42 protein-coding genes are annotated in these 24,062 nt (G+C 69.8%); 39 read left to right on the forward strand and 3 right to left on the reverse strand.

What is annotated here, in order from left to right; all coding sequences use genetic code 11:
• Positions 1-23 precede the first annotated feature (23 nt).
• Together KY469_10530 and KY469_10535 are read right to left on the reverse strand one after the other, a co-directional pair.
• Positions 24-245: a DUF4177 domain-containing protein gene (locus KY469_10530; protein MBW3663524.1), complete on the reverse strand. Its 222-nt coding sequence runs from the start codon at positions 243-245 to the stop codon at positions 24-26.
• Between the two features lie 10 nt (positions 246-255).
• Positions 256-621 carry a helix-turn-helix domain-containing protein gene (locus tag KY469_10535; GenBank protein MBW3663525.1) on the reverse strand — a complete coding sequence of 122 codons (366 nt, stop codon included), beginning with the start codon at positions 619-621 and terminating at the stop codon, positions 256-258.
• Positions 622-890: 269 nt separating this feature from the next.
• Between KY469_10535 and KY469_10540 the strand changes: the two genes are divergently transcribed.
• From KY469_10540 to KY469_10640, 21 genes are all read left to right on the forward strand, one after another.
• Complete coding sequence (locus tag KY469_10540; protein MBW3663526.1) at positions 891-1,136, forward strand: helix-turn-helix domain-containing protein; 246 nt, start codon at positions 891-893, stop codon at positions 1,134-1,136.
• Positions 1,136-1,438 carry a hypothetical protein gene (locus KY469_10545; GenBank protein ID MBW3663527.1) on the forward strand — a complete coding sequence of 101 codons (303 nt, stop codon included), beginning with the start codon at positions 1,136-1,138 and terminating at the stop codon, positions 1,436-1,438. Before KY469_10540 ends, KY469_10545 begins: the two co-directional genes overlap by 1 nt.
• Positions 1,435-1,836, forward strand: coding sequence for a hypothetical protein (locus KY469_10550; GenBank protein ID MBW3663528.1), 402 nt, complete (start codon positions 1,435-1,437; stop codon positions 1,834-1,836). Before KY469_10545 ends, KY469_10550 begins: the two co-directional genes overlap by 4 nt.
• Complete coding sequence (locus KY469_10555; protein ID MBW3663529.1) at positions 1,829-1,996, forward strand: hypothetical protein; 168 nt, start codon at positions 1,829-1,831, stop codon at positions 1,994-1,996. Before KY469_10550 ends, KY469_10555 begins: the two co-directional genes overlap by 8 nt.
• A complete protein-coding gene (locus KY469_10560) occupies positions 1,993-2,316 on the forward strand; it encodes a hypothetical protein (GenBank protein MBW3663530.1) in 324 nt (107 codons plus the stop codon). Before KY469_10555 ends, KY469_10560 begins: the two co-directional genes overlap by 4 nt.
• A gap of 75 nt (positions 2,317-2,391) precedes the next feature.
• Complete coding sequence (locus tag KY469_10565; GenBank protein MBW3663531.1) at positions 2,392-2,682, forward strand: hypothetical protein; 291 nt, start codon at positions 2,392-2,394, stop codon at positions 2,680-2,682.
• A complete protein-coding gene (locus tag KY469_10570) occupies positions 2,679-3,326 on the forward strand; it encodes a hypothetical protein (protein MBW3663532.1) in 648 nt (215 codons plus the stop codon). Before KY469_10565 ends, KY469_10570 begins: the two co-directional genes overlap by 4 nt.
• Positions 3,323-3,550 carry a hypothetical protein gene (locus tag KY469_10575; GenBank protein MBW3663533.1) on the forward strand — a complete coding sequence of 76 codons (228 nt, stop codon included), beginning with the start codon at positions 3,323-3,325 and terminating at the stop codon, positions 3,548-3,550. The genes KY469_10570 and KY469_10575 overlap by 4 nt, the downstream gene beginning before the upstream one ends.
• Entirely contained in the window at positions 3,547-4,272 is a 726-nt protein-coding gene (locus KY469_10580; GenBank protein MBW3663534.1) for a hypothetical protein, read from the forward strand. The genes KY469_10575 and KY469_10580 overlap by 4 nt, the downstream gene beginning before the upstream one ends.
• Positions 4,272-4,634: a hypothetical protein gene (locus KY469_10585; GenBank protein MBW3663535.1), complete on the forward strand. Its 363-nt coding sequence runs from the start codon at positions 4,272-4,274 to the stop codon at positions 4,632-4,634. The genes KY469_10580 and KY469_10585 overlap by 1 nt, the downstream gene beginning before the upstream one ends.
• Positions 4,631-5,008, forward strand: coding sequence for a hypothetical protein (locus tag KY469_10590; GenBank protein ID MBW3663536.1), 378 nt, complete (start codon positions 4,631-4,633; stop codon positions 5,006-5,008). The genes KY469_10585 and KY469_10590 overlap by 4 nt, the downstream gene beginning before the upstream one ends.
• Entirely contained in the window at positions 5,005-5,574 is a 570-nt protein-coding gene (locus tag KY469_10595; GenBank protein MBW3663537.1) for a 3'-5' exoribonuclease, read from the forward strand. The genes KY469_10590 and KY469_10595 overlap by 4 nt, the downstream gene beginning before the upstream one ends.
• Positions 5,571-5,828 carry a hypothetical protein gene (locus KY469_10600; protein ID MBW3663538.1) on the forward strand — a complete coding sequence of 86 codons (258 nt, stop codon included), beginning with the start codon at positions 5,571-5,573 and terminating at the stop codon, positions 5,826-5,828. The genes KY469_10595 and KY469_10600 overlap by 4 nt, the downstream gene beginning before the upstream one ends.
• Entirely contained in the window at positions 5,825-6,445 is a 621-nt protein-coding gene (locus KY469_10605; GenBank protein MBW3663539.1) for a hypothetical protein, read from the forward strand. Before KY469_10600 ends, KY469_10605 begins: the two co-directional genes overlap by 4 nt.
• A complete protein-coding gene (locus tag KY469_10610) occupies positions 6,442-6,705 on the forward strand; it encodes a hypothetical protein (protein MBW3663540.1) in 264 nt (87 codons plus the stop codon). Before KY469_10605 ends, KY469_10610 begins: the two co-directional genes overlap by 4 nt.
• On the forward strand, positions 6,702-7,070 hold the full coding sequence (locus KY469_10615) for a hypothetical protein (GenBank protein ID MBW3663541.1): 369 nt from the start codon (positions 6,702-6,704) through the stop codon (positions 7,068-7,070). Before KY469_10610 ends, KY469_10615 begins: the two co-directional genes overlap by 4 nt.
• Positions 7,063-7,437, forward strand: coding sequence for a hypothetical protein (locus tag KY469_10620; protein MBW3663542.1), 375 nt, complete (start codon positions 7,063-7,065; stop codon positions 7,435-7,437). The genes KY469_10615 and KY469_10620 overlap by 8 nt, the downstream gene beginning before the upstream one ends.
• Positions 7,434-8,321, forward strand: coding sequence for a YfdQ family protein (locus KY469_10625; protein MBW3663543.1), 888 nt, complete (start codon positions 7,434-7,436; stop codon positions 8,319-8,321). The genes KY469_10620 and KY469_10625 overlap by 4 nt, the downstream gene beginning before the upstream one ends.
• Before the next feature lies 1 nt (position 8,322).
• On the forward strand, positions 8,323-8,805 hold the full coding sequence (locus tag KY469_10630) for a septal ring lytic transglycosylase RlpA family protein (protein MBW3663544.1): 483 nt from the start codon (positions 8,323-8,325) through the stop codon (positions 8,803-8,805).
• A gap of 150 nt (positions 8,806-8,955) precedes the next feature.
• Positions 8,956-9,177: a hypothetical protein gene (locus KY469_10635; GenBank protein ID MBW3663545.1), complete on the forward strand. Its 222-nt coding sequence runs from the start codon at positions 8,956-8,958 to the stop codon at positions 9,175-9,177.
• Positions 9,178-9,196: 19 nt separating this feature from the next.
• A complete protein-coding gene (locus KY469_10640) occupies positions 9,197-9,913 on the forward strand; it encodes a hypothetical protein (GenBank protein MBW3663546.1) in 717 nt (238 codons plus the stop codon).
• Positions 9,914-9,920: 7 nt separating this feature from the next.
• On the opposite strand, the gene KY469_10645 is transcribed toward KY469_10640, so the two are convergent.
• Entirely contained in the window at positions 9,921-10,112 is a 192-nt protein-coding gene (locus tag KY469_10645) for a hypothetical protein (GenBank protein MBW3663547.1), read from the reverse strand.
• Positions 10,113-10,162: 50 nt separating this feature from the next.
• On the opposite strand from KY469_10645, the gene KY469_10650 reads away from it, so the two are divergent.
• From KY469_10650 to KY469_10735, 18 genes are all read left to right on the forward strand, one after another.
• Positions 10,163-11,575, forward strand: coding sequence for a DNA cytosine methyltransferase (locus KY469_10650; GenBank protein ID MBW3663548.1), 1,413 nt, complete (start codon positions 10,163-10,165; stop codon positions 11,573-11,575).
• Positions 11,572-12,564 (forward strand): phage Gp37/Gp68 family protein, encoded by a 993-nt coding sequence (locus KY469_10655; protein MBW3663549.1) that lies wholly within the window; start codon positions 11,572-11,574, stop codon positions 12,562-12,564. Before KY469_10650 ends, KY469_10655 begins: the two co-directional genes overlap by 4 nt.
• The gene (locus KY469_10660; protein MBW3663550.1) at positions 12,561-12,812 is read left to right on the forward strand and encodes a hypothetical protein; all 252 of its coding nucleotides are present in this window, start codon (positions 12,561-12,563) and stop codon (positions 12,810-12,812) included. The genes KY469_10655 and KY469_10660 overlap by 4 nt, the downstream gene beginning before the upstream one ends.
• Positions 12,809-13,042: a hypothetical protein gene (locus KY469_10665; protein MBW3663551.1), complete on the forward strand. Its 234-nt coding sequence runs from the start codon at positions 12,809-12,811 to the stop codon at positions 13,040-13,042. Before KY469_10660 ends, KY469_10665 begins: the two co-directional genes overlap by 4 nt.
• The gene (locus KY469_10670) at positions 13,039-13,554 is read left to right on the forward strand and encodes a hypothetical protein (GenBank protein MBW3663552.1); all 516 of its coding nucleotides are present in this window, start codon (positions 13,039-13,041) and stop codon (positions 13,552-13,554) included. The genes KY469_10665 and KY469_10670 overlap by 4 nt, the downstream gene beginning before the upstream one ends.
• Before the next feature lie 279 nt (positions 13,555-13,833).
• Positions 13,834-14,685 carry a hypothetical protein gene (locus KY469_10675; GenBank protein ID MBW3663553.1) on the forward strand — a complete coding sequence of 284 codons (852 nt, stop codon included), beginning with the start codon at positions 13,834-13,836 and terminating at the stop codon, positions 14,683-14,685.
• The gene (locus KY469_10680) at positions 14,672-15,106 is read left to right on the forward strand and encodes a hypothetical protein (protein ID MBW3663554.1); all 435 of its coding nucleotides are present in this window, start codon (positions 14,672-14,674) and stop codon (positions 15,104-15,106) included. The genes KY469_10675 and KY469_10680 overlap by 14 nt, the downstream gene beginning before the upstream one ends.
• 48 nt (positions 15,107-15,154) lie before the next feature.
• Complete coding sequence (locus KY469_10685) at positions 15,155-15,874, forward strand: hypothetical protein (GenBank protein ID MBW3663555.1); 720 nt, start codon at positions 15,155-15,157, stop codon at positions 15,872-15,874.
• Between the two features lie 286 nt (positions 15,875-16,160).
• Positions 16,161-16,787: a molecular chaperone DnaJ gene (locus KY469_10690; GenBank protein MBW3663556.1), complete on the forward strand. Its 627-nt coding sequence runs from the start codon at positions 16,161-16,163 to the stop codon at positions 16,785-16,787.
• Between the two features lie 36 nt (positions 16,788-16,823).
• The gene (locus tag KY469_10695) at positions 16,824-17,090 is read left to right on the forward strand and encodes a hypothetical protein (protein MBW3663557.1); all 267 of its coding nucleotides are present in this window, start codon (positions 16,824-16,826) and stop codon (positions 17,088-17,090) included.
• Positions 17,087-17,854, forward strand: coding sequence for a hypothetical protein (locus KY469_10700; protein ID MBW3663558.1), 768 nt, complete (start codon positions 17,087-17,089; stop codon positions 17,852-17,854). Before KY469_10695 ends, KY469_10700 begins: the two co-directional genes overlap by 4 nt.
• 301 nt (positions 17,855-18,155) lie before the next feature.
• Positions 18,156-18,398, forward strand: coding sequence for a hypothetical protein (locus KY469_10705; GenBank protein ID MBW3663559.1), 243 nt, complete (start codon positions 18,156-18,158; stop codon positions 18,396-18,398).
• Positions 18,395-18,688: an HNH endonuclease gene (locus KY469_10710; protein MBW3663560.1), complete on the forward strand. Its 294-nt coding sequence runs from the start codon at positions 18,395-18,397 to the stop codon at positions 18,686-18,688. The genes KY469_10705 and KY469_10710 overlap by 4 nt, the downstream gene beginning before the upstream one ends.
• Positions 18,689-18,907: 219 nt before the next feature.
• Positions 18,908-19,384: a hypothetical protein gene (locus tag KY469_10715; GenBank protein MBW3663561.1), complete on the forward strand. Its 477-nt coding sequence runs from the start codon at positions 18,908-18,910 to the stop codon at positions 19,382-19,384.
• Positions 19,385-19,593: 209 nt separating this feature from the next.
• Positions 19,594-19,938 (forward strand): hypothetical protein, encoded by a 345-nt coding sequence (locus KY469_10720; GenBank protein ID MBW3663562.1) that lies wholly within the window; start codon positions 19,594-19,596, stop codon positions 19,936-19,938.
• Entirely contained in the window at positions 19,892-21,685 is a 1,794-nt protein-coding gene (locus KY469_10725; GenBank protein ID MBW3663563.1) for a terminase, read from the forward strand. The genes KY469_10720 and KY469_10725 overlap by 47 nt, the downstream gene beginning before the upstream one ends.
• Before the next feature lie 13 nt (positions 21,686-21,698).
• Positions 21,699-23,240 (forward strand): phage portal protein, encoded by a 1,542-nt coding sequence (locus KY469_10730; protein ID MBW3663564.1) that lies wholly within the window; start codon positions 21,699-21,701, stop codon positions 23,238-23,240.
• Position 23,241: 1 nt separating this feature from the next.
• Positions 23,242-24,024 carry a hypothetical protein gene (locus tag KY469_10735; protein ID MBW3663565.1) on the forward strand — a complete coding sequence of 261 codons (783 nt, stop codon included), beginning with the start codon at positions 23,242-23,244 and terminating at the stop codon, positions 24,022-24,024.
• Positions 24,025-24,062 lie beyond the last annotated feature (38 nt).

Here is a 24,062-nt window from a genome sequence, read left to right on the forward strand (position 1 = left end):
GAGTCGAGCCGCCCGGTGCGACATCACGCCTTGGGGCGCTTGAAGAAGCACAGGTACGCGTAGCCCTTGACGTTCCCAGAGAACGAGCCCGTGAGTGGGATCGACTCGTAGCTCACCATCTCCCAGTTGTCGGACCCCATCTCGTTCAGGTGCTCCATGAACCGCTCGACCTCTTTGGCCTGGCGCTTCGACCCCCACTTCTCGGAGATGTTCAGCTCAGAGATCTTGTATTCCCAGCCTGCCATCGTGATGCCTTCAGTCGGTGCGCTCCTCGAGCTGGCGCCGCAGCTCCCTGACCTCGTCTTGCAGTTCACGGACCAGCGTGGCGAGCTGCTCGATGCTGCCGTCGTGCGCGGCCGTGCCGCCGGGCACCTCGGGCTCCATCTCGGCGGGGTCGGCGCCCTTGCTGATCCGGTCGAGCGCGTCGGGAAGCCACTTCAAGGCGGTGGAGATCTTCGCGAGCGTGACGTAGTCGTAGGAGCTGCGGGCGGCGGTCTCGACGTTGCGGATGGTGCTGGGGTCGAAGCCGGCGGCTTCGGCGAGTTCCTTCTGCTTCATGCCGAGCTCCGCCCTGCGGTTCTTGACGGCGGCGGCGACGGCCTGCCAGTCGGGTGTCGTCATGGGCTGAACCGTCCTCGATCGGTGCCGCGACATCCACCACGCTAGCGCGACGTAGCGCGACGTCGAGGGCAGTTACACGCTTGTTTTTTCGCAGGTCAGGGCGGGTTTGACGCTTCGCACGTCGCGTGTCGCGCTCGGTCGCGCGTGTGCGCGCTACGTACCAGGACAGAGCGCGTAGCGCACGTCGTCGCGGAAAGTCGCGGTCGTTCGTTGACGTCGCGCGACGTCGCGCGTAGTGTCGCGCTACGAACCGAGATGGAGCGCGACGAGTGGTCAGCAGCAGGCGGATCCGGATCAACCGAGAGGCGCTCATCGCGCTGCGCCGGAAGTCGGCTCTTAGCGTCACCGAGCTGGCTACGAAGGCGAAGCTCAGCCACGGCACCGTCATCGATCTCGAGAGCGGTCGCCGTCAGGGCTCGGCCAAGACGATCCGCGCGCTCGCGCAGGCGCTCGGTGTTCACCCCGATGCGCTCATCGCCAACCCGGTTGAGTCCGAGCCCGAGGCGGTGGCGTGATGGCGACCACGTTCAGCCCTGCCGTGCTCGCCAAGGCCGACGACTGCACCGTCACCCACGCGGTGGGGGAGCTGTACACGGTCGTGTCCCCGTCGGGCGCAACCTACGGCGTCCACACCGACGGCAAGACCGGCGTGTGCAACTGCCCGGCCCGCACGCCGCGGTGCGCCCACCTCGCCGCGGCGCTGGTGCACATCTCCGACGGGCGCCTCGACCTGCGCGACCCCGCCCCGCCCATCAGCGATCCGTTCGAAGGCCTGGTCAACGACGACGACCCCGACCGTGTGTGGGGCCGTCGATGAGCGTCACCGGGTACAGCCGCTACATGACCGAGGGCGACTACGAGGCCGAGGAGCGTGGCCGCGACCTCCGCGAGAAGTTCACGCGCAGCCTCAAGCCGCAGCCTCACCTGACCGAACCGGAGCGGATCGCCGAACTCGAGCGGGTCGCCGCGTCGGTGGACGTGAACGTGGACGACCGGGCCCGTGCCAAGCAGCTGCTCGACGTCATCGCCGAGCACGCGCCCGAGATGGTTGAGGTGGCCGATTCCCGCTGGCTGGTGCGCTGCGGTTGCGGGGAGACGTTGACGCGCTGTCCGGGCCTGATCGTGGAGCACATCTCCACCGAGCGGTACGCGTGGCGTGCCCACGAGGCCCATGTCCGCCAGGTCGCTCGCGGGGCGGGGGTGGCTCGTGTCTGAGCGTCGCTGGACCGATCAGGACGTCGCCGAGGCTGTCGAGCGGTCCACGGTCGCGTCGGGGGTGCCGCTGAAGGTCGAGGATCCGGCGACGTTGGCACGCATCGCGACGATCGCCCGGACCGTCGACACGGTCCGCGAGGTCGAGGCGGGTGCCGCATGAGCACCGTTGATTCGTGGCTGCTCCTGATCGGTCTGCTCGCTGTGCTCACCGTGATCGCGGTCGTGGCGACGCTCCGGCTCGAGCAGCGCTGGGACCGTGACGAGATCGACGAGCTGGTCCGCCAACGTCGTGCGCGTGAGCGGTCGGGCGTCGGCACGTCCCACTCCGTATCCGAACCCGGCACTTCACCCGGCCGGGTGCCCTTCCGCGATGAGGGCTGCGGGGTGGGACGTGCGGGCGGCTGGCCCGCTGACGTGGACGTGTTGCTCGTCGGCCAACAGCAGCCCCGACCGTTGGCGGGTCGGCCGCACCGGACCTGAACGAGAAGCGGCCTGCCGGTCGCGCACCACGGGGGTGAGCACACGAACCGGCAGGCCAGAGCGAGGAGAGCGTACATGCACAAGGTTGAGGTCATGTTCCGCGATGACGGCCACGTCGTCCATCACGACGTGCTGGCGACCGACGATCAGGGGCACGAGTTGACCGGGCTCGTATACCCGCCCGAGCCGCTGTCGTGCGGGTGCGATACCGGCCCGCGCGTGTTCGTCGAGGGTGACGGCGGGGACGGCTGCTGTGTCGATCTGATCCGGGCGTTCGTGACGGCCGTCGAGGAGGTACTGGCGGTCCCCAATCCGCACGTGGGGGAGGAGTGCCCGTACCGGGACTTGGTGGCGGTCCCGTCGTGACCGACCTGATCGCGTTCACCGTCCCTGAGACCCCGGCCGATGCGGTCGCCGAGATCGCTCGTGTGAAGGCGGCCGAGTCGCTGATCGCCGGCCACGACAAGGCTGTGCGGGCGTGGCTGGAGCCGCGCATCCGTGACCTGTCCGAGCAGGCCGGCGGCCAGTTCACGTTGCGGGCCGACGCCGGCACGGCAGTGATCCAGGGCGGCAACGCCAAGCCGCGCATCACCGACGCGGACGCGTTCGCGGACTGGTGCCGCGACGTCGACGACACCCTCGTCGAGCAGACCGAACGGGTCGAGGTCATCGACCACCAGGCCGTCATCACCGCGATCACCGACCCGCGCGACCCGACCCGGTCCATCGCCGAGACCCACGCGGACCGCTGGCACGACCTGGTGGCGGCGCTGAAGATCGTGACGGAGTGGCGCGTCGCCGACGGGGCGGTCGAGGGACTGCTCGACCGTGGGCTGCTGATCGTTCTCGACGGCTACTGCGTGGACACGACGACCGGGGAGAAGGTCCCCGGCGTGGCTGTCACCTACAGCCGCGAGATGCTGGTGGTCCGCCCTGACAAGAAACTTGTCAGTCGCCTTGCGGCGGAGATGGCCCCGTCCGTTCCGGAGCTCGACGGTGGTGAGTCGTGACCCGCGACGAGCTGGTGGCCAGGTTCACCGACGCGTGCCGGTCGGCGGCGGAGTTCGCTGCGGGCTACGGAAACGATCGGGCGAGCTACCGGGACCATATGCACGGTGGGATGCGGTACCTGCTCGCCGAGGCGGTCGGGCTCGACCCGGGCGACACGAAGGGGCTGTGTGACGAGCTGAAGGCGATCGAGGACTGTCACCGCCCGTGGAAGGTCGCGTCGTGACGACCGACACGGGCATCGACGAGGCGGGCCTGGCGAAGCTCCGCGAGCCGTTCGGTCCCGACGCCACCGACAAGCTCCCCAGGGGCGTCGACAAGAGCAAGCCGAAGGCCCGATGCGGCGTCTGCAACGGCTGGCACGAGCCCGCGTCGATCCACCTCGACTACGTCGGCCACGCCCAGGTCACCGCGCGGCTGCTCGACATCGACGCGTGCTGGACGTGGGAACCGTTCAGCGTCGACGAGCAGGGCCAGCCCGCCCTGGTCCGCAACACCAAGGGTGAGCCGATCGGGCTGTGGATCCGCCTGACGGTGTGCGGGATGACCCGTCCCGGGTTCGGGGAGCTGCCCGCGTCGAAGGGTGCGGACGGCATCAAGGAAGCCATCGGCGACGCGATCCGGAACGCGGCGATGCGGTTCGGCGTCGCACTGGAGCTGTGGGCCAAGGGCGACCTCGCCAGCGACGAGCAGCCCCCGTCGCCGCAACAGCAGGCGCAGGTGCCGTCTCCGACCGATGACGCCCCTGCTCAGCAGCAGGAGCCGCCGCCGTTGACGACGTCGCAGCAGGCCGCGTTCGACGCGATCAAGCAGATCGACGAGCAGGGCCGCGCGCGCGTGAAGGCGTGGATGGACGAGCAGGGCTGGCCGGTCCAGTTCCGCGAGCTGACCGACGAGCAGGCGGACGCGGTTCGCAACCGCGCCATCCAGGAGGACGTGCCGTTCTGATGGAGACGCTGACCGAGCTGATGGCTGAGGGGTCCCGCTTGTCGGGGCTGCTCGACGCGGGCCTGGACGTGTTGCGCGCGTCGGCGCGTGAGTGTGCCGAGGCGTACCGGAAGGCGAAGTCGCAGGCGTGGCTGCGCGCGCCCGAGGGGACGGTCCCGGAGCGGCAGGCGTGGGTGGATGCGCAGGTTGCTGACGAGCGGGACGCGCGTGATCTGGCGGAGGGGATGCGTCAGGCGGCGCTGGAGTCGGTGCGGTCCCGTCGCCAGCAGGTGAGCTTGCTCCAAACCGTGGCGAACGCGCACAGGGCAGAGGCGGAGTTCGTCGCCAAGGCCCCCGAGACGAGAACGGGGGTGGCCGCGTGAGCGACGTGCTGGGATCGCTGGTCGGGAACGTGCCGTTCCGCGAGTTCGGCCAGCCAGTGGCGTCCGACATGGCCGCAGTCGTCGCTGACGGGTTGGCGATGTCGGGCATGACCGTCGAGGGCCGTCCCGCCGTGGCGTTCCAGTTCCGGGTCCAGGGCGAGCCGCGCACCCCCATCGTGATGTTCGACCTCGACGGTCTCGTCGACCTCGTAGCGGGGTGCGTCGCGGCGGCGTTCAAGCAGGACGGCTACCAGCGGCCCGATGGCGAGACCGAGGTGCCGTACGTGAAGTGTCCCGGCTGCAAGCGGCGGCTGTTCGGTGAGCGGGCCGACGAGGGTTCGTGCGTGCCCTGCGCAGAAGCGGGTGACGAGTGAGTCGCATCGTCGCGTTGGACACCGAGACGACCGGGCTGGACCCGGACGTCGAGGACGTGTTCGAGATCGCCACCATCGACCTGGACACGGGCATCGAGACGGTGTGGCGCATCGAGCCGCGTCCCGAGGTCGTCGCTGCGATGCATCCGAAGGCGGCGGAGGTCAACCGCTATCACGAGCGCATCGCCGATCCAGACTGGAGGTGGGACGAGGCCCCGCTGACCGCGCTCCACGAGCTGCGTACGTGGCTGGACGGAGCGCACATCCTGGGCGCGGTGCCCGACTTCGACGCCCGTCATCTGACGTCGCTGTACCGCCGGTTCGAGCAGTTGCCGCCCCGCTGGCACTACCACCTGATTGACGTCGAGACACTTGCGGTGGGGTGGCTGTACGGACGCGACGCGGAGCACGGCTCCGTCCAGCTCCTGCCGCTGCCGTGGGACAGCGAGGAGCTGTCGCGCCTGGTCGGTGTCGAGCCTCCTGCCGACGAGGAGCGCCACACGGCGCTTGGTGACGCCCGCTGGGTGAAGCGGCTCTACGAGAGGTTCACGGAGGTGGTCGCGTGAGCACCTGTGATGCGCGCTGCATGGCCGGCAACGAGCGTGCGGGCACGTCGCTGATGGTCATCGAGTGTGGCCAGCCGTCCGGCCACAGGGGGTTCCACGAGGGGGCAGTCGTGGAGGTCGATGGGGTACCGACGCCGACGCGGGTGTCGTGGGATGAGCGTGATCGTCGGACGTTCCGGGGCTCGCCGTTGCTGTGCGGGATGTGGCCGTGGTGCGTGCTGCCGGACGGGCATCCGGGGAGGCACGCGACGTGAGGGGACTGTCGCTGTGGCAGCCGCGGGCGTCGCTGATGCCGCTTGGGGTGAAGCGGATCGAGACCCGGTCGTGGTCGACGTCGTATCGCGGCCCGGTCGTCATCCATGCCGCGAAGCGTCGGCCGGAACCTGGGTGGCTCGGTGACTGGCTGGTGGAGCCCTGGTACTACGACGTCCGTCACGTCGATGGATGTGCGTGCGACGGAGAGATCGACGCGCCATGTGCGCGACGGTCGAAGCAGCGCATGGTGCTCATGCAGCCGCGGACCCCCGCGACCGACACCGTCATCCACGAGCTGCCCTTCGGTGCGGCGGTCGCACGCGGCGAGCTGGTCGATGTGCTCCCGATCGTCGCATCGGGTGACCTAATCGATTGGTCTCAACCATACGTCGGGTGGTGGTCCGGTCGCCCGCCCGGGCACCCGGAGGCGTCACTGCACATCTGGGAGGAGGACGAGGTCGCCGAGACGATCACGGACCAGGCCCCCTACGGCGACTTCACCCCGGGCCGGTTCGCATGGATGTTCGAGGACGTCGAGTCCATCGACCCGCCGGTCCCGATGCGTGGCTACCAGGGGCTGTGGCGGCCGCCTGCTGACGTGGCGGTGTCGGCATGAGCTACGACGAGCTGACGATCAACGGGCTGGTCCCCGGCGCCGGCCGCTGCGTTGCCGATGGGTGCGGGGCGAGCATCGCTGGCGGCTACCTGATGTGTGGTCGGCACTGGTCCCGTGTGGATCTCCACCTCGCCGCTGAGCTGCAGCACGCCGTGGACCGCTGGCGAGGCGGCGTCGGCACGCTCGGCGAGCTCCGCGACGTGCAGCGCGCCTGCGTGGAGTCGCTCCGGGACGCCTCGACGGACGGGGCGCCGCTGTGAAGCGCACGCCGCTCCGTCGCCGTGTGGCGCTTCAGCGGGGCGCTCCGCTGCGTCGCGTCACCGCGATGCGTCAGCGCTCGGCGAGGGCTGCGGCCCGTCAGCGTGCCCGTCGTGAGGTGCTGGCGGCGCTGCTGGACGAGCGCGGCCCGTGGTGTGAGGCGCGTCTGCCCGGCTGCGACGGCCTCGCGGTGGACGGGCACGAGCCGCTGACCCGCGGCAGGGGAGGGGATCCAGCCGACGCGGCCCAAATCGTTCTCGTGTGTGCGATCTGTCATCGACGCATCCACGACAACCCCGAGGAAGCGACCGCTCGCGGGCTGCTGATCAGCCAGTGGGCTCAACGACAGGAGCAGCCGCATGGCTGATGTGCAGCAGGAGGAACGCCACGTCCGACCCTTCGTAGAGCTGATCCGTGATCTTCGGAAGGGTCTGACCCACGACGAGCTGTCTGAGGTCCTCGCCGACGTCGTGACCGCCGTCGAGGAGCACCGCAAGCCCGGCAAGGTCGTGTTCACCATCGCGATCGACCCCATCCCCAAGTCGGACGCGCTCGCGATCGTGGACTCGATCAAGGCGACCGTCCCCGAGCCGGACCGTGACGCGACGTTGATGTTCGCGGACAAGGGCCGGCTGACCCGCCACAACCCGCGGCAGCTGTCGATCGATGACGGGCTGCGTGTGGTGGACACCGAGACCGGCGAGATCAACGACAAGCAGGAGGATGCATCTTGAGCAGCACCGAACTGACGGAGCTGGAGGGCTTCGCGACCGAGGCCGAGGCGATCGCCACGATCGCGCGCGAGGCGGAGCCCGTCCACGTCGAGTACGTGTGGGATGACGGCGAAGAGGGCAAGGTGCTGCGCTCGCTGTACTTCAACCAGCGCGGCGAGTTGGTCCACTCCGAGAACGAGGAGGTGCTCCGCGGCCATCCGCAGGCGCGTCGCGGCGCCGTCCTCGTGCACACCCAGGGCGGGCTGGTGCAGTACTGCCTCCGCCACCTCGACGAGTTCGCGTCGACGCTGTGGGGTGACATCGACACCCGCACCGTCACGGTGATCCTCAACGACCATGCTGCTGGGGGGGACGAGCACCGTCCCGGCTGGGGCGACCACCGTGCCGTGCTCAAGCTGGCGCACCCACCCGAGTGGCAGGCATGGGCCAGCCACAACGACCAGTGGCTGAGCCAGGTCGAGCTGGCCGAGTTCCTTGAGGAGCACAACCACGAGATCGCCGAACCCGACGGCGCGACGATGCTCGAGGTCGCCCGGACGTTGCAGGCCACCAAGGGTGCGACGTTCAAGCAGTCCACCGTGCTGCATTCGGGTGAGCAGGAGCTGGTCTACGAGGAGCAGATCGCGGCCAAGGCCGGGGTGACCGGCAAGGCCGAGATCCCGCGCCGGTTCACGGTGGCGCTGCGCCCGTTCCGCGGCTCCCCACCGGTCAAGATCGAGGGCAGCTTCCGGTTCCGTATCCGCGAGGGCCACCTGTCACTGGGGTACGTGCTGCTGCACCTGGACAAGGTCGTCGAGGATGCGGTGAACGAGGTCACCACGTTCGTGGGTGACGCTCTGGACCTTGACGTGATCGCCGGGTCCGCCCCCACTCCGCGGCGCTGACATGACCCGAGTGTTCGCTGCGTTCGCGGTGATCGGCCTGGTGGTGCTCTCCGCCGGCTACGCCGCCGGACCGTCCGATGTTCCCCCGCGTCGGACGGTCCGCTTCCCCGTGCCGGTTCCGACGCCGGTCGGGGAGGCTCGGCCGGCACCGTCCCTACCGCGCCCCACGGTCCGGACGGTGCCGGCCACCCCTCCGTGCCTCGCGAGCTACTACGGGGAGGAGCATCGCGGTCTGGCGATGGCGAACGGTGAGCCGTTCGACTCGGACGCGCTGACCGCAGCGCATCCGGATCTGCCGCTGGGCAGCGAGGTGGTCGCGACGGTCGCGGTCGGGTCGGCGCAGCGTTCCGTGACGGTGACGATCACTGACCGGGGCCCGGCGGCGTGGACCGGCCGGTGTCTGGATCTGTCCGCGGCCGCGTTCGAGCAGCTGGCTCCGCTCGGTGTCGGTGTGCTGCTCGTCACCGTCGAGGTGAACCCGTGAGTTGGTACCGGTGCAGGCGGTGCGAGGTGTACGGGGTGGGGTCGGTGTGCTGGTGCTGCGGGTCGCGGGTGGTGCGGCGCGGTGAAGCACCCGCGATGGAGCACACGAAGCAGATCGTGGTCCTGCGCAGCAACGGCTAGGAGCATGACGATGGAGCAGTGCGGAGCCGAGTGCGTGTACCGCTGGGTCGAGGGGTCCCCAGCTGACGTTCGTGTCTGCGAACGCACCGAGGGGCCGTGCCCGCATCCACCTGCGGCGGCTGCCGCCTTCTCGTACTACGACCACGAGGCCCGCACGAGGAAGCACAGCGCTCCGTGCGCGGCCAGCCAAGAGCCGGTCCACAGCGGCGAGACCTACTCCGACGACGGCTAGCGACAGGGAGGACAGACCGATGCCAATCATGACCGTGACGAGTGTGAGCGATGACCGGGTCGAGCTGCGGGATGGCGCGACCGGATGTGCGCCTCTCGTCCCGCACGACCACGGCCTCAAAGTGGGCGACGTGGTCGAGGCCACGTTCACGCATGGCAGTCTCGGCGAGATCGTGCGCATCGTCCATGACGGGCGGACGGTCCTCTACCGCGACGAGATAACACGCGCTCACCGACACGCCCTCGGTGTGGCGCGGGACAAGGTCGCGAAGCTGGAACGGTTCGAAGACGCACGCGCCGGGCTCGAGGCGCAGGTCGATGCGCTCCCTGAGGTGTTCCAGCGCCGCATCGACAAGTTCGTCGGGACCAAGGGGCCTTCGTGGTGGTGGGAGTTCGCTGACTACGAGCTGGTCTGCTGCACAGACGCGGTCAAGGCCGCCCGACACGTCGGGGCAATGCTGGGCCTGGAGCCGGGGCTCGGCATCGACTCCGACGACCTTGTCCAGCAGGTCCGTGAGGCGATCGGCGACCTGGGACCGTCCGACGTCGAAGGGGCCGATGAGGGCCACTCGGGCAACACGTGGGGGTTCGCGACGCGGCTGGCGTACTGGTGGCTCACGCAGCCCGACATGGTCACGCTGGAGCATGGAGCACTGACGCCGCTTGTGGGCTGCGAGGAGTACGGCTGCCCACACGAGACGGTGCCGAGCGGCGATTACGGGGCGACCGGTGACTGATCGCAGCTCAGGTTTCGCGGTCGGCGATGTCAGCGATCGCCTCAGCCATGGCGTCCATCAGCGACGCCTGCGTTTCGCTCGCGTTGGCGATGCGCTGGAGGGCCGACACGGCCATGAAGAACCCCACGATCAACGCGATGAGGAGGGCGCCGTAGAGGCTGGCCACGATGACGACAACGGCCGGTGCGACGTCTTCCACGAGTTCCCCTTTGCCCGGGCACGGACGTTACCGGTGGGGGAGTCGGAGAGATGACGGCGACGGTGACGGACCTGTTCTGCGGTGCGGGCGGCTCATCGCTCGGCGCGGAAGCCGCAGGGATGCGCCTCGTGATGGCCGCGAACCACTGGGACGTCGCGATCGAGGTCCACCAGGCCAACTTCCCCGACGCCGGCCACGACCTGGCCGACATCAGCCAGGCCGACCCGCGCCGCTACCCGGCCACCGACGTGCTGATCGCCGGGCCAGAGTGCACCAACCACTCCCAGGCCCGCGGCGTGTCGCGGAAGCGACAGCACCCGTCGTTGTTCGACGCGCCCGACCCGGCAGCGGAACGGTCGCGCGCGACGATGTGGGACGTGCCCCGGTTCGCCGAGCAGATCCGCTACTCCGCGATCGTCGTGGAGAACGTGGTCGAGGCCACGAAGTGGGTGGGGTGGCGCGGCTGGTGCCAGGTCATGGACGACCTGGGCTACGAACGCCGCGTCCTGTCGCACAACTCGATGCATCACGGTGTGCCGCAGTCCCGCGACCGGATCTACGTCGTGTTGTGGCGCAAGGGCCTCGATCCGGACCTCGAGCTCGAGCTGGTCGCGTGGTGTCCGCGCTGCGAGAGGGAACGGACTGTCCGCCAGGGCTGGAAGCCTGACCGGTGGGTGGGCCGGTACCGCCAGCAGTGGCTGTGGCTGTGTGTCGAGTGCGGCGCGTCGTGTGAGCCGGGGACGCGGCCGGCGGCGGACATCATCGACTGGTCGCTGCCTTGCCCACGCATCGGCGACCGGAAGCGGCCTCTGGCGGAGAACACGCGCCGACGCATCCTCGCGGGGCTGGAACGGTACGGGTGGATCGCGGTCGTCACCGCCGGCGCGGGGCACACGTTCGAGACCACGCCCGGCAACCGGTCGCGCCCGTTGTCGGAGCCGTTGGCGACGCAGGGCACGACGGCGCAGCACGCGCTCGCTCATCCGCCCGCGTACATCGCACCGATGCGCCGTAACGCCAAGCTCAAGCCGCTGGACGAGCCCGTCCCCACGGTGACCGCGGGAGGGACTCACCACGGCTTGCTGATGCGCAACAACCGGGGCGGCGCGGAGATGGTCACGCCGGTGACCGAGCCCGCCCGCACTGTCACGTCGCGCGGGCATCAGTCGTTGCTGCTGCCCTACCACGGCCGCTCGCAGGCGCGCCCGACGGACCGGCCGATGCCGACGGTGACGACCCGTGACCGGTGCGGCCTGATCGACCCGGACGAGCTGGTGGACGACTGCGGGTTCCGGATGCTCCAGCCCCATGAGATCGACGCGGCGATGGCGCTCCCCGAGGGCTACATCCCCGGCCGCCTCACGAAGACCGACCGGGTGACGCTCGCAGGGAACGCGGTCACCCCGCCCGTCATGCAGTGGATCACGGGGCGTGTCCTGCGAGCGTTGGAGGAGGCGGCGTGAGCGACGGGTCGAAGATCGAGTGGACCGACGCCACTTGGAATCCGGTGACCGGGTGCGATCGCGTCTCGCCCGGGTGTGACAACTGTTACGCGCTGACCGGCGCGCGGCGTTGGAAGGCGATGGGGAACCCGCGCTACCAGCTCGACGGTGACCCGCGAACGTCGGGGCCAGGGTTCGGGGTGGCGCTGCATGCCGACAAGCTCGACCAGCCGCTGCGGTGGAGCAAGCCGCGCCGGATCTTCGTGAACTCCACGAGCGACCTGTTCCACCCGCGCATCCCGGAGGAGTTCATCGCGCGTGTGTTCGCCACGATGGCGGCCGCGCCGCAGCACACGTTCCAGGTGCTCACGAAGCGGCCAAAGCGGATGCATGCACTCCTGGGTGGCGACTACGCCGCCGGTCTACAGACGCTCCTCGAGGTCGCTCACGACGAACGGGAGGCGCAGGCCCTCTACGACGCGGACTGGCCACTTCCGAACGTGTGGCTGGGTGTCAGCGTCGAAGACGCGCAGCGCGCGGACGAGCGCATTCCGGCGCTGATCGACACCCCGGCGGCGGTGCGCTTCTTGTCGTGCGAACCGCTGCTCGGGCGCCTCGACCTGCGCGACTACCTCCACGGTCCTGGGATCTGCGAGCGGTGTGGTGGTAGCGGCTCGGTCCCTGTTCTGGGCGGCGGGGCGATGTGTCCCGCGTGCGAGTACGACAACGCGCGCTGGATGGGGCCGTCTCCGATCCAGTGGGTGATCGTCGGTGGCGAGTCCGGTCCCGGTGCCCGCCCGATGGATGTCGCTTGGGCGCGGACGATCGTGGGGCAGTGCCAGGCCGCCGGGGTGCCAGTGTTCGTGAAGCAGCTCGGCTCGCGACCGTTTCACCATGTCGTCGCTGGGGTGACGGACTGGCCGATTAGCCGCCACTCGAAGGGCGGCGACCCGGAGGAGTGGCCGACGGATCTGCGGGTGCGCGAGTGGCCCGAGGCGGTGTCGGCGTGACCCGGTTCCCGGAGATCGAGTGGGTCGACGCGGTTCCGCCCGTCGAGGCCGGACGTGATCCCATCGATTGGGGTTACGTCGTGGGTCTGCTCCGCGCGCATCCGGGCAGGTGGGGACGGGTCCGTTGTCGCGAGCGGCAGGCTGCTTCGTCGGCGGCGTCCCGGCTCCGCGCGCTGGGGCTGCAAGCCCACTCGAGAGCAGGCGACGTGTATGCCCGCTGGGTCGCCGACCAGGAGGAGTCGGCGTGACGACCGTGACCGAGTGCCCGCACGGCATGGATGACCCGTCGTGGTGCGCCGACTGTCTCGCCATCGACCGTCCACCTCGACGCATCTACGGGTTCCACGAGTTCCCCGCCGCCGACGACGGGCGCTGCTTGGCCTGCGACGAGCCGATCCACGAGGGCGACCTGATCGTCGGCGTGACTGACGAGGACGGCGAGCGGGTCGGGTACGTCCACGCGGAGCATCGCCGATGACGGCCTACACGTTCGTGTGGATCAACACGCTCCGGGCGGAGCGGTGGGAGCGCGAGCCCGGACCGTGCCTGGCCGACATCCACGTCGCCGCGCTGGCCGAGGCCGACAGGCTCGACGCGACCCTGACCGGCGAGCTGGACGTGCAGGTCAGCCCCGACCCGGCGCTGCCCGATGGGCTGGTGAAGGTCGTCGCGTCCGCCCCGGTCACGGTCCGTGGCGCCTGGCGGCTGGACCGCTCGCTGGAGCGCACCCGTCGTCGGCTCCGCCGCGAACTCGAGCAAGCCGCCGCGATGGAGCAGGGACATCGAATCCTGCAAGCCGTCGCGGGCGCGGCAGGCCTCGACCCCAGCGCCGTCACCCAGGACGACCGTTCGGTGCGGGTGACGGCGGTGCGTCGGCGGGTAGCGGTGGAGTGCCGCGACGCCGGCCTGACCCTGTCGCAGATCGGTGAGGTGCTGGACCGCGATCACACGACGGTGCTGCATGCGCTGCGGCGGGAAGGGGCCGCGTGATGCCGGGCTGCGCACGGTGCGGACCGCGGATCGCCGGGTGCGTGGTGTGTGGTGCCCACTACGGACACCATCACGTCACGACCACGAACCGACGCGGCGAGACGGTCGCTGACGCCGTCGTCTGCGCCGACCATCTTCCACGTATCACTGTGCGCGGTGCTGGCCGGACCGCGCGGCTGGTGAGGTCCCAGGCATGACCCCGTCCGCTCCACGCCCCTGTGCAGACCCGTGCCGGAACGGGAACTACACCGATGTGACTCGAACCTCGACAGGAGGTCGATGATGGGATGGGCGAAGTTCGACGACCAGTTCACCGACCACCCCAAGGTCGTCGCGGCCGGACCGATGGCGGAGCTGCTCGCGATGCGTGCCGTCATCCACTGCGCCCGCTACGAGACCGACGGGCACGTCCAAGCCGCGCAGCTCCCACGCCTCGCGGTGGGGATCACCTCGCCGAAGCGGCACGCGGCCAAGCTGGTCGAGGCGGGTCTGTGGGAACCGGACCCCGACGGCGACGGCTGGTGGGTGCACGACTTCCTCGAGTACCACCCGTCGTCCGAGCAGCAGCAGGAGAAGCGAGCGGAAGCGCGCGAACGCATGCGCCGTGTTCGCGCCAACAAGGGCAGGCGTTCGCGCGAACAGAACGCGAACGGGAAAGCGAACAGGTCGCGAAGTTCGCCTTACCCCGTCCCCGACCCCGTACCCGAACCCCAAGATCAAGACCAGAACCCCTTGTCGCCTGACGGCGACGACGAACTCGTCCTGGTCGACGAGGACGACGAGCAGACCCTCTCGACGTTCCAGGCCTGGTGGGAGCTGTACCCGCCCCGCAACGGCAAACGCATCGGCAAGGGCAAGGCGCTGCAGGCGTGGCGACGCCTGAGCCTCGAGCAGCGCCGACGCGCCTGGATCGGCGCTCGCAACCTGGCGGCGTCCGATCAGTTGCCCAAGGACCCGGTGCGGTTCCTGCGCCCCGACACGGCCGGCGAGTTCCCGTTCGACGACTGGCAGACCCCTGCTACCAGCAACGGCAGTGCTCGCGACGGGCCCGACTACGACGCCGTGTTCGCCGAGCTGCAAGCCCGCGAAGCCGCAGAACAGGAGCAGGAGGCTGGCCGTGTTGGCGACTGAGTGGCGCGACCTGGTGGAGACGATGAACGGGCTGTGGCCCGGCTCCCGCCCGCTGACCGAGGTCGCCACGAAGGTGTGGTGGGACGAGCTACGCGACCTCGACGCGTCGTCGGTGAAGCGTGCCCTGTCCGCACTCGCCCGCGACGAAGACCGCCGCCCCTCGCTGGCGGTGCTGCGCGAGAAGACCATCGCAGGCACCCGCGCCGCCGCCCCGGCGCCGGCAGCCCCCACGGTGCCGCGCCCGTCACGGTGCAGCCACGTGATCGGCACCACCGACCCGCGCAAGGGCACGGTCGCCGCCATGGTCTGCCGCGGCAGCGTGGCCTGGACCGACGCTGGCGAGGGCTGGATCACCGGCGTGTGCGACGAGTGCAGCTGCAGCTACGCGCACCCACCCACCGTCGGGAGCACGCGACGGTGAACACGGACGGCTCGAGAGCGATCGAAGCGTGACCCGAAGGAGGAACCCGTGAACGACCACACCCGCGGCGAGGCGCTCACCTCACCGCTCGAACCGAACCCGCTCGGCCGGATCTTCATGCCTGACGAGCGTGACGAGAACTATCCGATGGCTGCGGCGCTGCCCGAGGCCGAGGTGCGTGGCTACCGCTACTGGTGGCAGGACGGATGGTGGGGCGATCAGCAGTTCACCCCGCAGTGCGTGGCCTACGCGTGGACGCATCTGCTGGAGGACGGACCGCGGACGCACGCCCCGCTCGTTCCGCAGCGTGCCGCGCAGCACGACCGCGGAGCCGTCGTGATCCCGTCCGAGATCTACCGCGAAGCGCAGCAGGTCGATGAGTGGCCAGGCGATTCCTACTCAGGGACTTCGGTCCGGGCCGGGGCGAAGGTGCTCCACGCCCGCGGGCTGCTCGCGGAATACCGATGGGCGAGCGACGTGGAGACGGTCGCGCGGGCGCTGCTGCTCGTGGGGCCTGTCGTGGTCGGGACGACGTGGTATGCCGCGATGTTCCATCCGAACCGCGACGGCGAGATCGTCCCCGAGGGCGATGTAGTGGGCGGGCACGCTTACGTGCTCAACGGCGTGAACACCGATCGCGAAGTGTTCAGGGTGAAGAACTCGTGGGGCCGGGGGTGGGGCCTCCGCGGGACTGCGTGGATCTCGTTCGACAACTTCTCGAGGCTGCTCGCGGACCACGGCGAGGCGTGCCTTCCGATCGAGGCGTGAACACACCGACGGCTAGGGACAGCAGAAAACCCATGAGGCGCACCTTCAGCATCGGACGCCTGTTCGTCACCACAGCCACGCAGGCTGGCGGCGCACCGTTCGTGGACCGGGGCGTGACCAGCGAGCCCGATGGGCGTCGTGGGCACGCTCTCGTGTTCGTCGGCCCGTGGAAACTTCGGCGTGGGCGAAGCGGCCGGTGGCGAACCGAGGACACAGCTCAGGGGCTCGCTGTCGGATGGTGGCAGCCAGTGGCTAGCGGCGACTCCCAACATGGGGAGCACGGGGCGTGAGACCGACGATGTTGCGGTTCCGGCCTCTCGACTCGTGGCCGCGCGAGCGCCGTTCGAGCCACGACCGCTCGCCGTTCTCGGCGACGTGGATCAGCACGGTCGAGCTTCTCGAGCGCGAGTTGACCCAACTCGGGGCGAGTAACGGGGTGATCCTGGTGGACTGCTCCGAGCTGGACATCCGCCTCGACGGCACCTACCCCAAGGCCGACGCCCGAGTCGGCTACCCCGGCGTGGTCGTCGCGTTCGACTCGACCCACGGCCCCCTCAAGTACGTCGCCGACCGCTTCCGGGCCTGGCAGGACAACGTCCGCGCGATCGCGCTGGGCCTTGAGGCGCTCCGCAAGGTCGACCGCTACGGCATCACGTCGCGGGGCGAGCAGTACACGGGCTGGGCCGCGCTGCCCGCCGGTGAGGGCTCGGGCCCGTCCACGTTCGCCGAGGCCGTCGCGTTCGTCGCAGAGCACTCCGGTTCCACCGAGGAGCAGGTCACCGCCAGCCCACGCACGGCATGGCTCGTCGCCGCCAAGCGTCTGCACCCTGACCAGGGCGGGGACGCCGACCTGTTCCGCCAGCTCCAACGAGCCCGCGAGCTACTCAACATCGACCAGGAGCGCAGCGCGTGAGACCACTACCGATCTACGACGAGAACGAGGGCTGACGTGGGCTACGCGCACTACATCGATCAGCGCGGCCAGGAGGCCGGATACGGCGTCGACGCCGTCTGCGAGCACCCCGACTGCGACGCGGTCATCGACCGGGGACTCGCCTACCGATGCGGTGGTGCTGAGGACGCTGGATGCCACGGGTTCTTCTGCGCGGGTCACCTCGTCTACAGGATGGTCGGGGACCACATCAAGGGTCCGCAGCTCTGCCCATTGTGCGCAGCTGCCGGATCGCTCACCGTCGCGGAACAGGACCACACATGACCCACGCCGAGGATCCCGACGTCGCGCTGCGGCTGACGGGCCCGGAGCAGCGCTGGCTGACCGCCCAGTCCGACCGGCAGCACGAGGAGGCCCCGCGCCGCTCCCGCAGCCTGACCGTCCGGTTGAACCGTGCAGTCGACCGCTACAGCCTCGAAGCCGGATGGGTCGCGGCCGCTCTGCACAACGCCACCGCAGCCCTTCCCCCTCAGCCGCAGCGCGCCACGCCCCGTCGCGGATCAGGGCATGCCGACCCGACCCTGTCCCGCGTCGCCGCCACGATCGACACCGCCGAACGGGCAGCACGAACCTACGCCCACCTCGCCGGACCGTGCCCCCTCGCCGGGACCGACCCCGGCGACTGCCGCTGCCCCGCGTCCCTGACCGATGTCGCCGCCACCGTCGGCCTCGACCTAGATCCGGCCAGCATCGTCGATGACCTGTTCGGCACCCCAGCCACCACGGCAGCGTTCACCGGAGCCGTGTCCCGAGCAGCCGCCTGGCACAGCAAAGCCGCATCCAGACTCGGCGGCACCTGGCGCGACGCCCGGAGCAGCGGCCTCGGCGACGAGCAGCTGCGCCCCACCGTCGACACCCTCGACCACCTCGCCTCTCAGATGCGCCACCTCGCCAGCACCTTGGCCCAGTGGACCAACCGGGGCGTACGACGCTGCGCCAACGGATGCGGCGCCGCAGCCCCACCCAACCGCGCCACCTGCGGACGATGCCGCACCGCACGCTGGCGAGAACAGCAGAACACAGGCTGACGTCGAAGATGAGTTGCCGAACCCGTCGCAACCGTTAGGATGGTCACCAGTGCAGGCGGAAAACCTATGCCTCGACCCGCCGCCACCATCTCGCAGGAGCGCGCCCGTTGCTACGTGCCGCCCCTGTCGACCCACCTGTGCCCCTCGAGCTGACCACCCTGTTCATCGCGACCTGGGACGCCGCCCGACCACGCCGCCGCATCGACGCCATGTACCGCCGCCCATGGAACGACCCCACCGGAACCGAAGCCTGCAACCGCGTTCACCACGCACACATCCGACCACGGCGACGGGCTCATGCATGATGAGTGACGACGTGGTGCGCCACATCGGCGAACTCATCGACTCGCTCGGAGTCGAGACAGAACTCGACAACGATGATCTCGTCGCCGCCGCGGTCGTGCTCCTCAAGGTCATCGAACCCGACGGGCAAGTCCGCCTCTCTATCGCCTGGTCCGAGGGCATGTCGTGGCTCGAACGCGTCGGCATGGTCGCTGTCGCCTACCACGAGGAGGCCACACCGACCCCGGCCGGCGACCCGTGACCTGGACCAGCCCCGGCTCCACACGCCTCCCCCCCGACTGGAAGAAGCGGGTCAAGGCCACCCGCGAACGCGACGGCCACCGATGCGTCGCCACCCTCCCCAACGGCACACGCTGCCCCGCCACCACCAACCTCGAATGCGACCACATCGGCGACCCCGACGACCACAGCCTCGACAACCTCCGCACCCTCTGTGCTGATCACCACCGCCTCCGTACCCACGCCCAGTCACGAGCAGCCCGCCCCCGAAGACAACGCCCCCCCACCAAACATCCAGGACTGACCGACTGAAACGATCGCGTCAGACCGTCTCTCCCGCGCCGCCCCAGCGACCCAACCCCGCGGCCACAACCTGCGCGGAGACAGCAGGCACGCGACATCCTGGCAGCCCTCACGAATCAAAGGGTGGGGGGTACCCCCTCCCCCCCAGGGAGTTCGCCACCGTTCGGCATAGCGGCTGAGAGTCCGTACGGGTTGCAGGTTTTCTGCCCATGAGACGAAGGAGCAGGGATGTACCGCCTCGCTCCGGACGTGGCGCAGGTCGCTGCGCCTCTAGTCAGCCAGCACCATCACCGGCTGGTCGATGCACCGATCGTGTACATCTTCCGGGACTCGGCGCCGCGGTCGCGGGGACGGATGGTCCTGGGCCGTGCGCGGGTGACGAAGGGGCTGCCGGCGTTCCTGGCCGCTGTCGCGGCGGGCGACGCGAGCGAGGAGTACATCGAGGCCCAGGAGTACGCGTTCTTCGTGGTGGAGATCGCGGAGGACTGGTGGGTCGGCGCTGAGCCGGGCCAGCGCGCCGCTGTCGTCGATCACGAGCTGTGCCACCTGGACGTGGATGACGAATCAGGGGACCTGTCGCTGCGCGGCCACGACCTGGAGGAGTTCAACGACGTGGTGGCTCGGCACGGTCTGTGGCGGGACGACGTGTCGCGGTTCTTCGGTGCCTGCGGCGTCGGCGCCGCGGCGGCTTGTTCGGTCGCCTGATGCCCGGCCCCGTCCCGAAGGATCCCAAGCAGCGGCGTCGCCGCAACAAGGCCTCGTGGGTCGATCGAGCGACGACGACGGCGAAGCCGGTGAGGGCCGGCGAGCCACCACGGTCCGGTGCCGGATCCGGAACTGACGTGTGGAGGGAGTACGCCACCAGCCTCGGCCACCAGGTGCCGGCGAACGCCACCCGCGGCGAGATCATCACGATGGTCGACGAGGGATTGCCGTCTGGCGAGTCGGAGGAGTGGCACCCCCTCGCACGGGACTGGTACCGGTCGCTGGCCGAGTCGGCACAGTCCCAGTTCTACGAGCCGTCGGACTGGGAGACCGCCCGGGTGCTGACCGAGCTGCTGTCCCGCGCGCTGCGGGCGGGCAAGGTTACCGCGGCGCTGATCGAACGGTGGCAGTCGGGTGCGACGGAGCTGCTGACGACGGAGGGGGCGAGACGACGGGCACGCATCGAGCTGGACCGCAGCGTCGGCGGTGACGAGGAGGAGGCTGCCGATGTCTCCGAGCTCGACGAGTACCGCCGCCGCCGTGGGACCGGCTGACCGGCTCGACACCCTCCCGGCCGGGTGGCCCGAGGATCACGGATACCGCACGCTGGGGTTCCACGCGTGGGCGTTCACCCAAGGGCTCGAGTGGGACTGGCGACGGGGCGAGTGGCGTCGCCGCTGGCACGGCCTGGTCCAGCCGAACGGTCCCCGGGCGGGACGGCGGTTCCTGTTCACCGACCGGCAGATGCGGTTCACGCTGTGGTGGTACGCGGTCGACGACCAGGGCGACTGGCTGTTCACCCACGGCGTGCGTCGGCTCGCGAAGGGGTCGGGCAAGTCCCCCTACGCAGCGGTGTGGGCGCTGGTCGAGTTCCTCGCATCGGTGAGGCTCGACAGCTTCGACGACCGCATCCCTGGCGGGGCGATGGGCCGCCCGGTCGATCTGCCGCTGGTGCAGATCGCGGCGACGGCCGAGAGCCAGACGAAGAACACGATGCGGATGGTGCGGGCGTTCGCGCCGAAGCGGTCGCCGGTCGTCGACGAGTTCCACATCGACCCTGGGAAGACGACCTACTACCGGGTTCCCGAGGGGACGCTGGAGGTCATCACGTCGTCGCCGACCGCTGCGGAGGGTGCGGAGGCGACCGCGATCGTCGGGGACGAGCCGGAGCACTGGCGCCCCTCCAACGGCGGCGTCGAGCTGGCGGCGACGCTGGAGGACAACCTCGCCAAGTCGGGTGCGCGGATGATCGAGACCGCGAACTCGTGGATCCCCGGTCAGGAGTCGGTCGCTGAGGCGTCGTGGAACGCCTGGGTCGCTCAGGAGGAGGGCCGCACCCGCGGGCAGACCCGCATCCTGTACGACGCGGTCATCGCACCACCCGACGTGGACATGTCCGACCCGGACCGGTTGCGGGAGGCGCTCGAGTTCGTCTACGCCGACTGTGACTGGAAGAAGCCGCACGGCCCTGACGGTGAGCCGTTACGTGACCAGCCGCCCGATGTCCGCTCGATCATGGAGCGGATCTACAGCCCCAAGTCGCGGCCGAACGACTCGAAGCGGAAGTACTTGAACCGACCGACGGCCGCTGAGGACGCCTGGGTCGAGCTCGAGCAGTGGGTCGCGCTCCGCGCCGAGGTCGAGGTCGACCCCGAAGAGCCGGTGGTGCTGTTCTTCGACGGGTCGAAGTCGCGTGACGCGACCGCGCTCGTGGGCTGCACCCTGAACACCAACCACGTGTTCACCGTCGACGTGTGGGAGCCGGACCCGAACGATCCCGACGACACCGTCGATGTCGCCGCGGTCGACCTCGCCGTCCAGCAGACGATGGACAACCTCAACGTGGTCGCGTTCTTCGCTGACGTGCGGGAGTGGGAGCAGTTCACCCTGACCACGTGGCCGCAGCGGTACGGCGAGCAGCTCAAGGTGTGGGCCGCGCCGTCGTCTCGGCCCCCGCAGGCGATCGCGTGGGATATGCGCGGCCACGCTTACGAGTTTGCGAAGGCCACCGAGGCGGTCCACAACGAGATCGTCGAGGGCTTCGAGGCGGTCCAGCGCGGCGATCCGGACGCGCGGCCGTTCACCCACGACGGACGATCCGAGACCACCCGGCACGTCGTCAACGCTCGTCGTCGCCCGTACCGCGACGCGGTCGCGATCGGCAAGGAGTCGCCCGACTCACCCCGCAAGATCGACGCGGCCGTGTGCGTCATCGGCGCCCGGATGGTCCGTCGGATCGCGCTGGGGTCCGGTCAGAGCTTCGCCAAGCCCAAGCCGTCCCGTGTGGTCGTGCTGACCTAGCCAGGAGGCGGATGTGGCGTTGCGGATCCCCTCCAAGGGCCTGTCGGCGCTTCCCGACGACGAGGAGCAGATCGCCAAGGGGCTGATGGCCAGGCTGCGCCAGTTCCAGAAGGTCAACGACCGCCAGGACAGCTACTACGACGCGGTGCAGCGCACCCGAGACCTCGGGATCGCCATCCCACCACACCTGCGGGATCTCGAAGCCGCCATCGGCTGGCCCGCGATGGCCGTCGACGTACTGGGGGAACGGCTCGTCCACGACGGCTGGATCGTTCCCGGAGGCGAGGATCTCGGACTGGACGAGATCATCGCCGCCAACAAGCTGGACCGTGAGCTGCGGTCGGGCCGCACGAAGGCGATGCGGTACGGGATCGCGTTCGGTGTGGCAGGCACAGGCAACGAGGACGAGGGCGAAGCCAACCCACTGGTCACCGTCGAGTCACCGACACGGATGACCGTGACCTGGGACCGCCGCCGCAAGCGCGTCACCGAAGCGCTGCTGCTCTCCACCGACGAGCAGGGCAAGCTCGACGGGGCGACGCTGTGGTACGACGACGTCATCGTCGAGCTGACCTACGCGGACCGACGCTGGACGGTGGAGGAGCGCTCCACGCACAGCCTGGCTCGACCACCCGTGGTCCGTCTGGTCAACCGCTACTCGGCCGGTGAGGGCGAGGGCGCCTCGGAGATCACTCGCCCGCTGCGTACCGCCACCGACAACGCGGTCCGGACCATCATCGCCATGGAGGTGTCACGAGACTTCTACGCGGCCCCCAAGTTCTGGCTCCTCGGCGCGGACGAGAGTTCGTTCGTCGGTCCCGACGGGAAGCCGAAGACGGCGTGGGAGACCTACATCGGTCGGCTCAACGCCATCTCCAGCGACGGGTCAGGCAACACGCCCAAGGTCGAGACGTTCGACGGAGCATCACCGACACCGTTCCTCGAGCAGCTGCGCGGACTGGCGCAGATGGTGTCGGCGGAGACGGCACTGCCGATCAGCTACCTCGGCCTGGTCCACGATGCCAACCCGGCGTCGGCCGATGCGGCCCTGGTCTCCGAGGCGCGGCTGAACCTGCGCGCCGAGGAACGTCAAGCCGACTTCGGCGAGGACGAGGGCGAGCTGATGCGGATCGCCGTCTGGATCCGCGACGGTAAAGACCCGGGCGTCACCCCCACTCCGGACTGGCGCCCCGCAGCGACCCCGACCCTGTCGGCAGCGGCCGACGCGGCACAGAAGCTGGTCGAGGCAGGGATCCTCCCCGCCGACTCCGACGTCACCTGGGAACGGGTCGGCCTCGATGAGGATGACCGGAAGCGGTTGCGGGAGCACCTCGAAGGTGACCCGCTCACCGAACTGTTTCGCACCCTGGACGGTCAGGCGCAGACAGACGACGACCTGAAGGCCAAGGCGACCGCGCTGGGCGTGATGATCCGGGCCGGGGTCGAGCCCAGCGACGCGGCACGACGGGTCGGTCTGGAAGGGCTGCAGTTCACCGGAGAGAGGCCGACATCGCTGCGTCGTACGGAGACCACGACAACTACAGGTGAGGGCTGACGTGGCCGCCACCACTGCAGGGGCAGCACTGACCGAAGCGCACCGGGTCGGTCAGGTCAGGCTCGCTGCCCTGACCGTCGTCCAGGTCGGCCGGGTGTGGCCCGCACTCGACCCTGCCGACCTGACACGCACCTGGCCCGCGCTCGAGCAAGCCATCACCGCACTGGTGACGCGCGGGCGGCCCCGCTCCGCACAGCTCACGCTCGAGTACCTACGAGCGTTCCTGCAGGCAGAGGCCGGCCGGACACTGACCCGCCCGGAACCCATCATCGGCCTCGATCGGGACCGGCTCGTCACCTCGCTACGGGTCACCGGCCCCGTCACGATCAAGCAGGCCACCGCCGCCGGAGCACCGCTGGCCCGAACTTCCCGGACCGCGCTCGCCCAGGTCGCCGCCGCGGCGTCACGACACGTGCTCGACGCGGGACGCGCCACCGCCCTGGCGACCGCACTCAACGAGGGGTTCAACCGCTGGACACGCGTGTCGGACGGCTCCCCATGCGCCTTCTGCGCGATGCTCGTCTCCCGCGGTCCCGTGTATCTGACACGCGACACGGCCGAGTTCCAGGCTCACGACCGGTGCGGATGCACGGTCGAGGTCGTCGTCGCCGGTGATGGCTGGACCCCCCAGGCACGCCGCTTCCACGACATCTGGAACGACGCGACACGGGGCGAGCGGGACCAGCTGACCGCGTTCCGACGTGTCTGGGAGGGCCGCACCGACGGTCCACGCCGCCCCAGACCATCAGCTTCCCGGGCACGAGGGTTCGTCCCCGCCCGGTAGGAGAGATCGATCTTCCGTCCGAGCGGACGGAAAACCGT

The organism is Actinomycetota bacterium (assembly GCA_019347575.1).
Lineage (GTDB): Bacteria > Actinomycetota > Nitriliruptoria > Nitriliruptorales > Nitriliruptoraceae > JAHWKY01.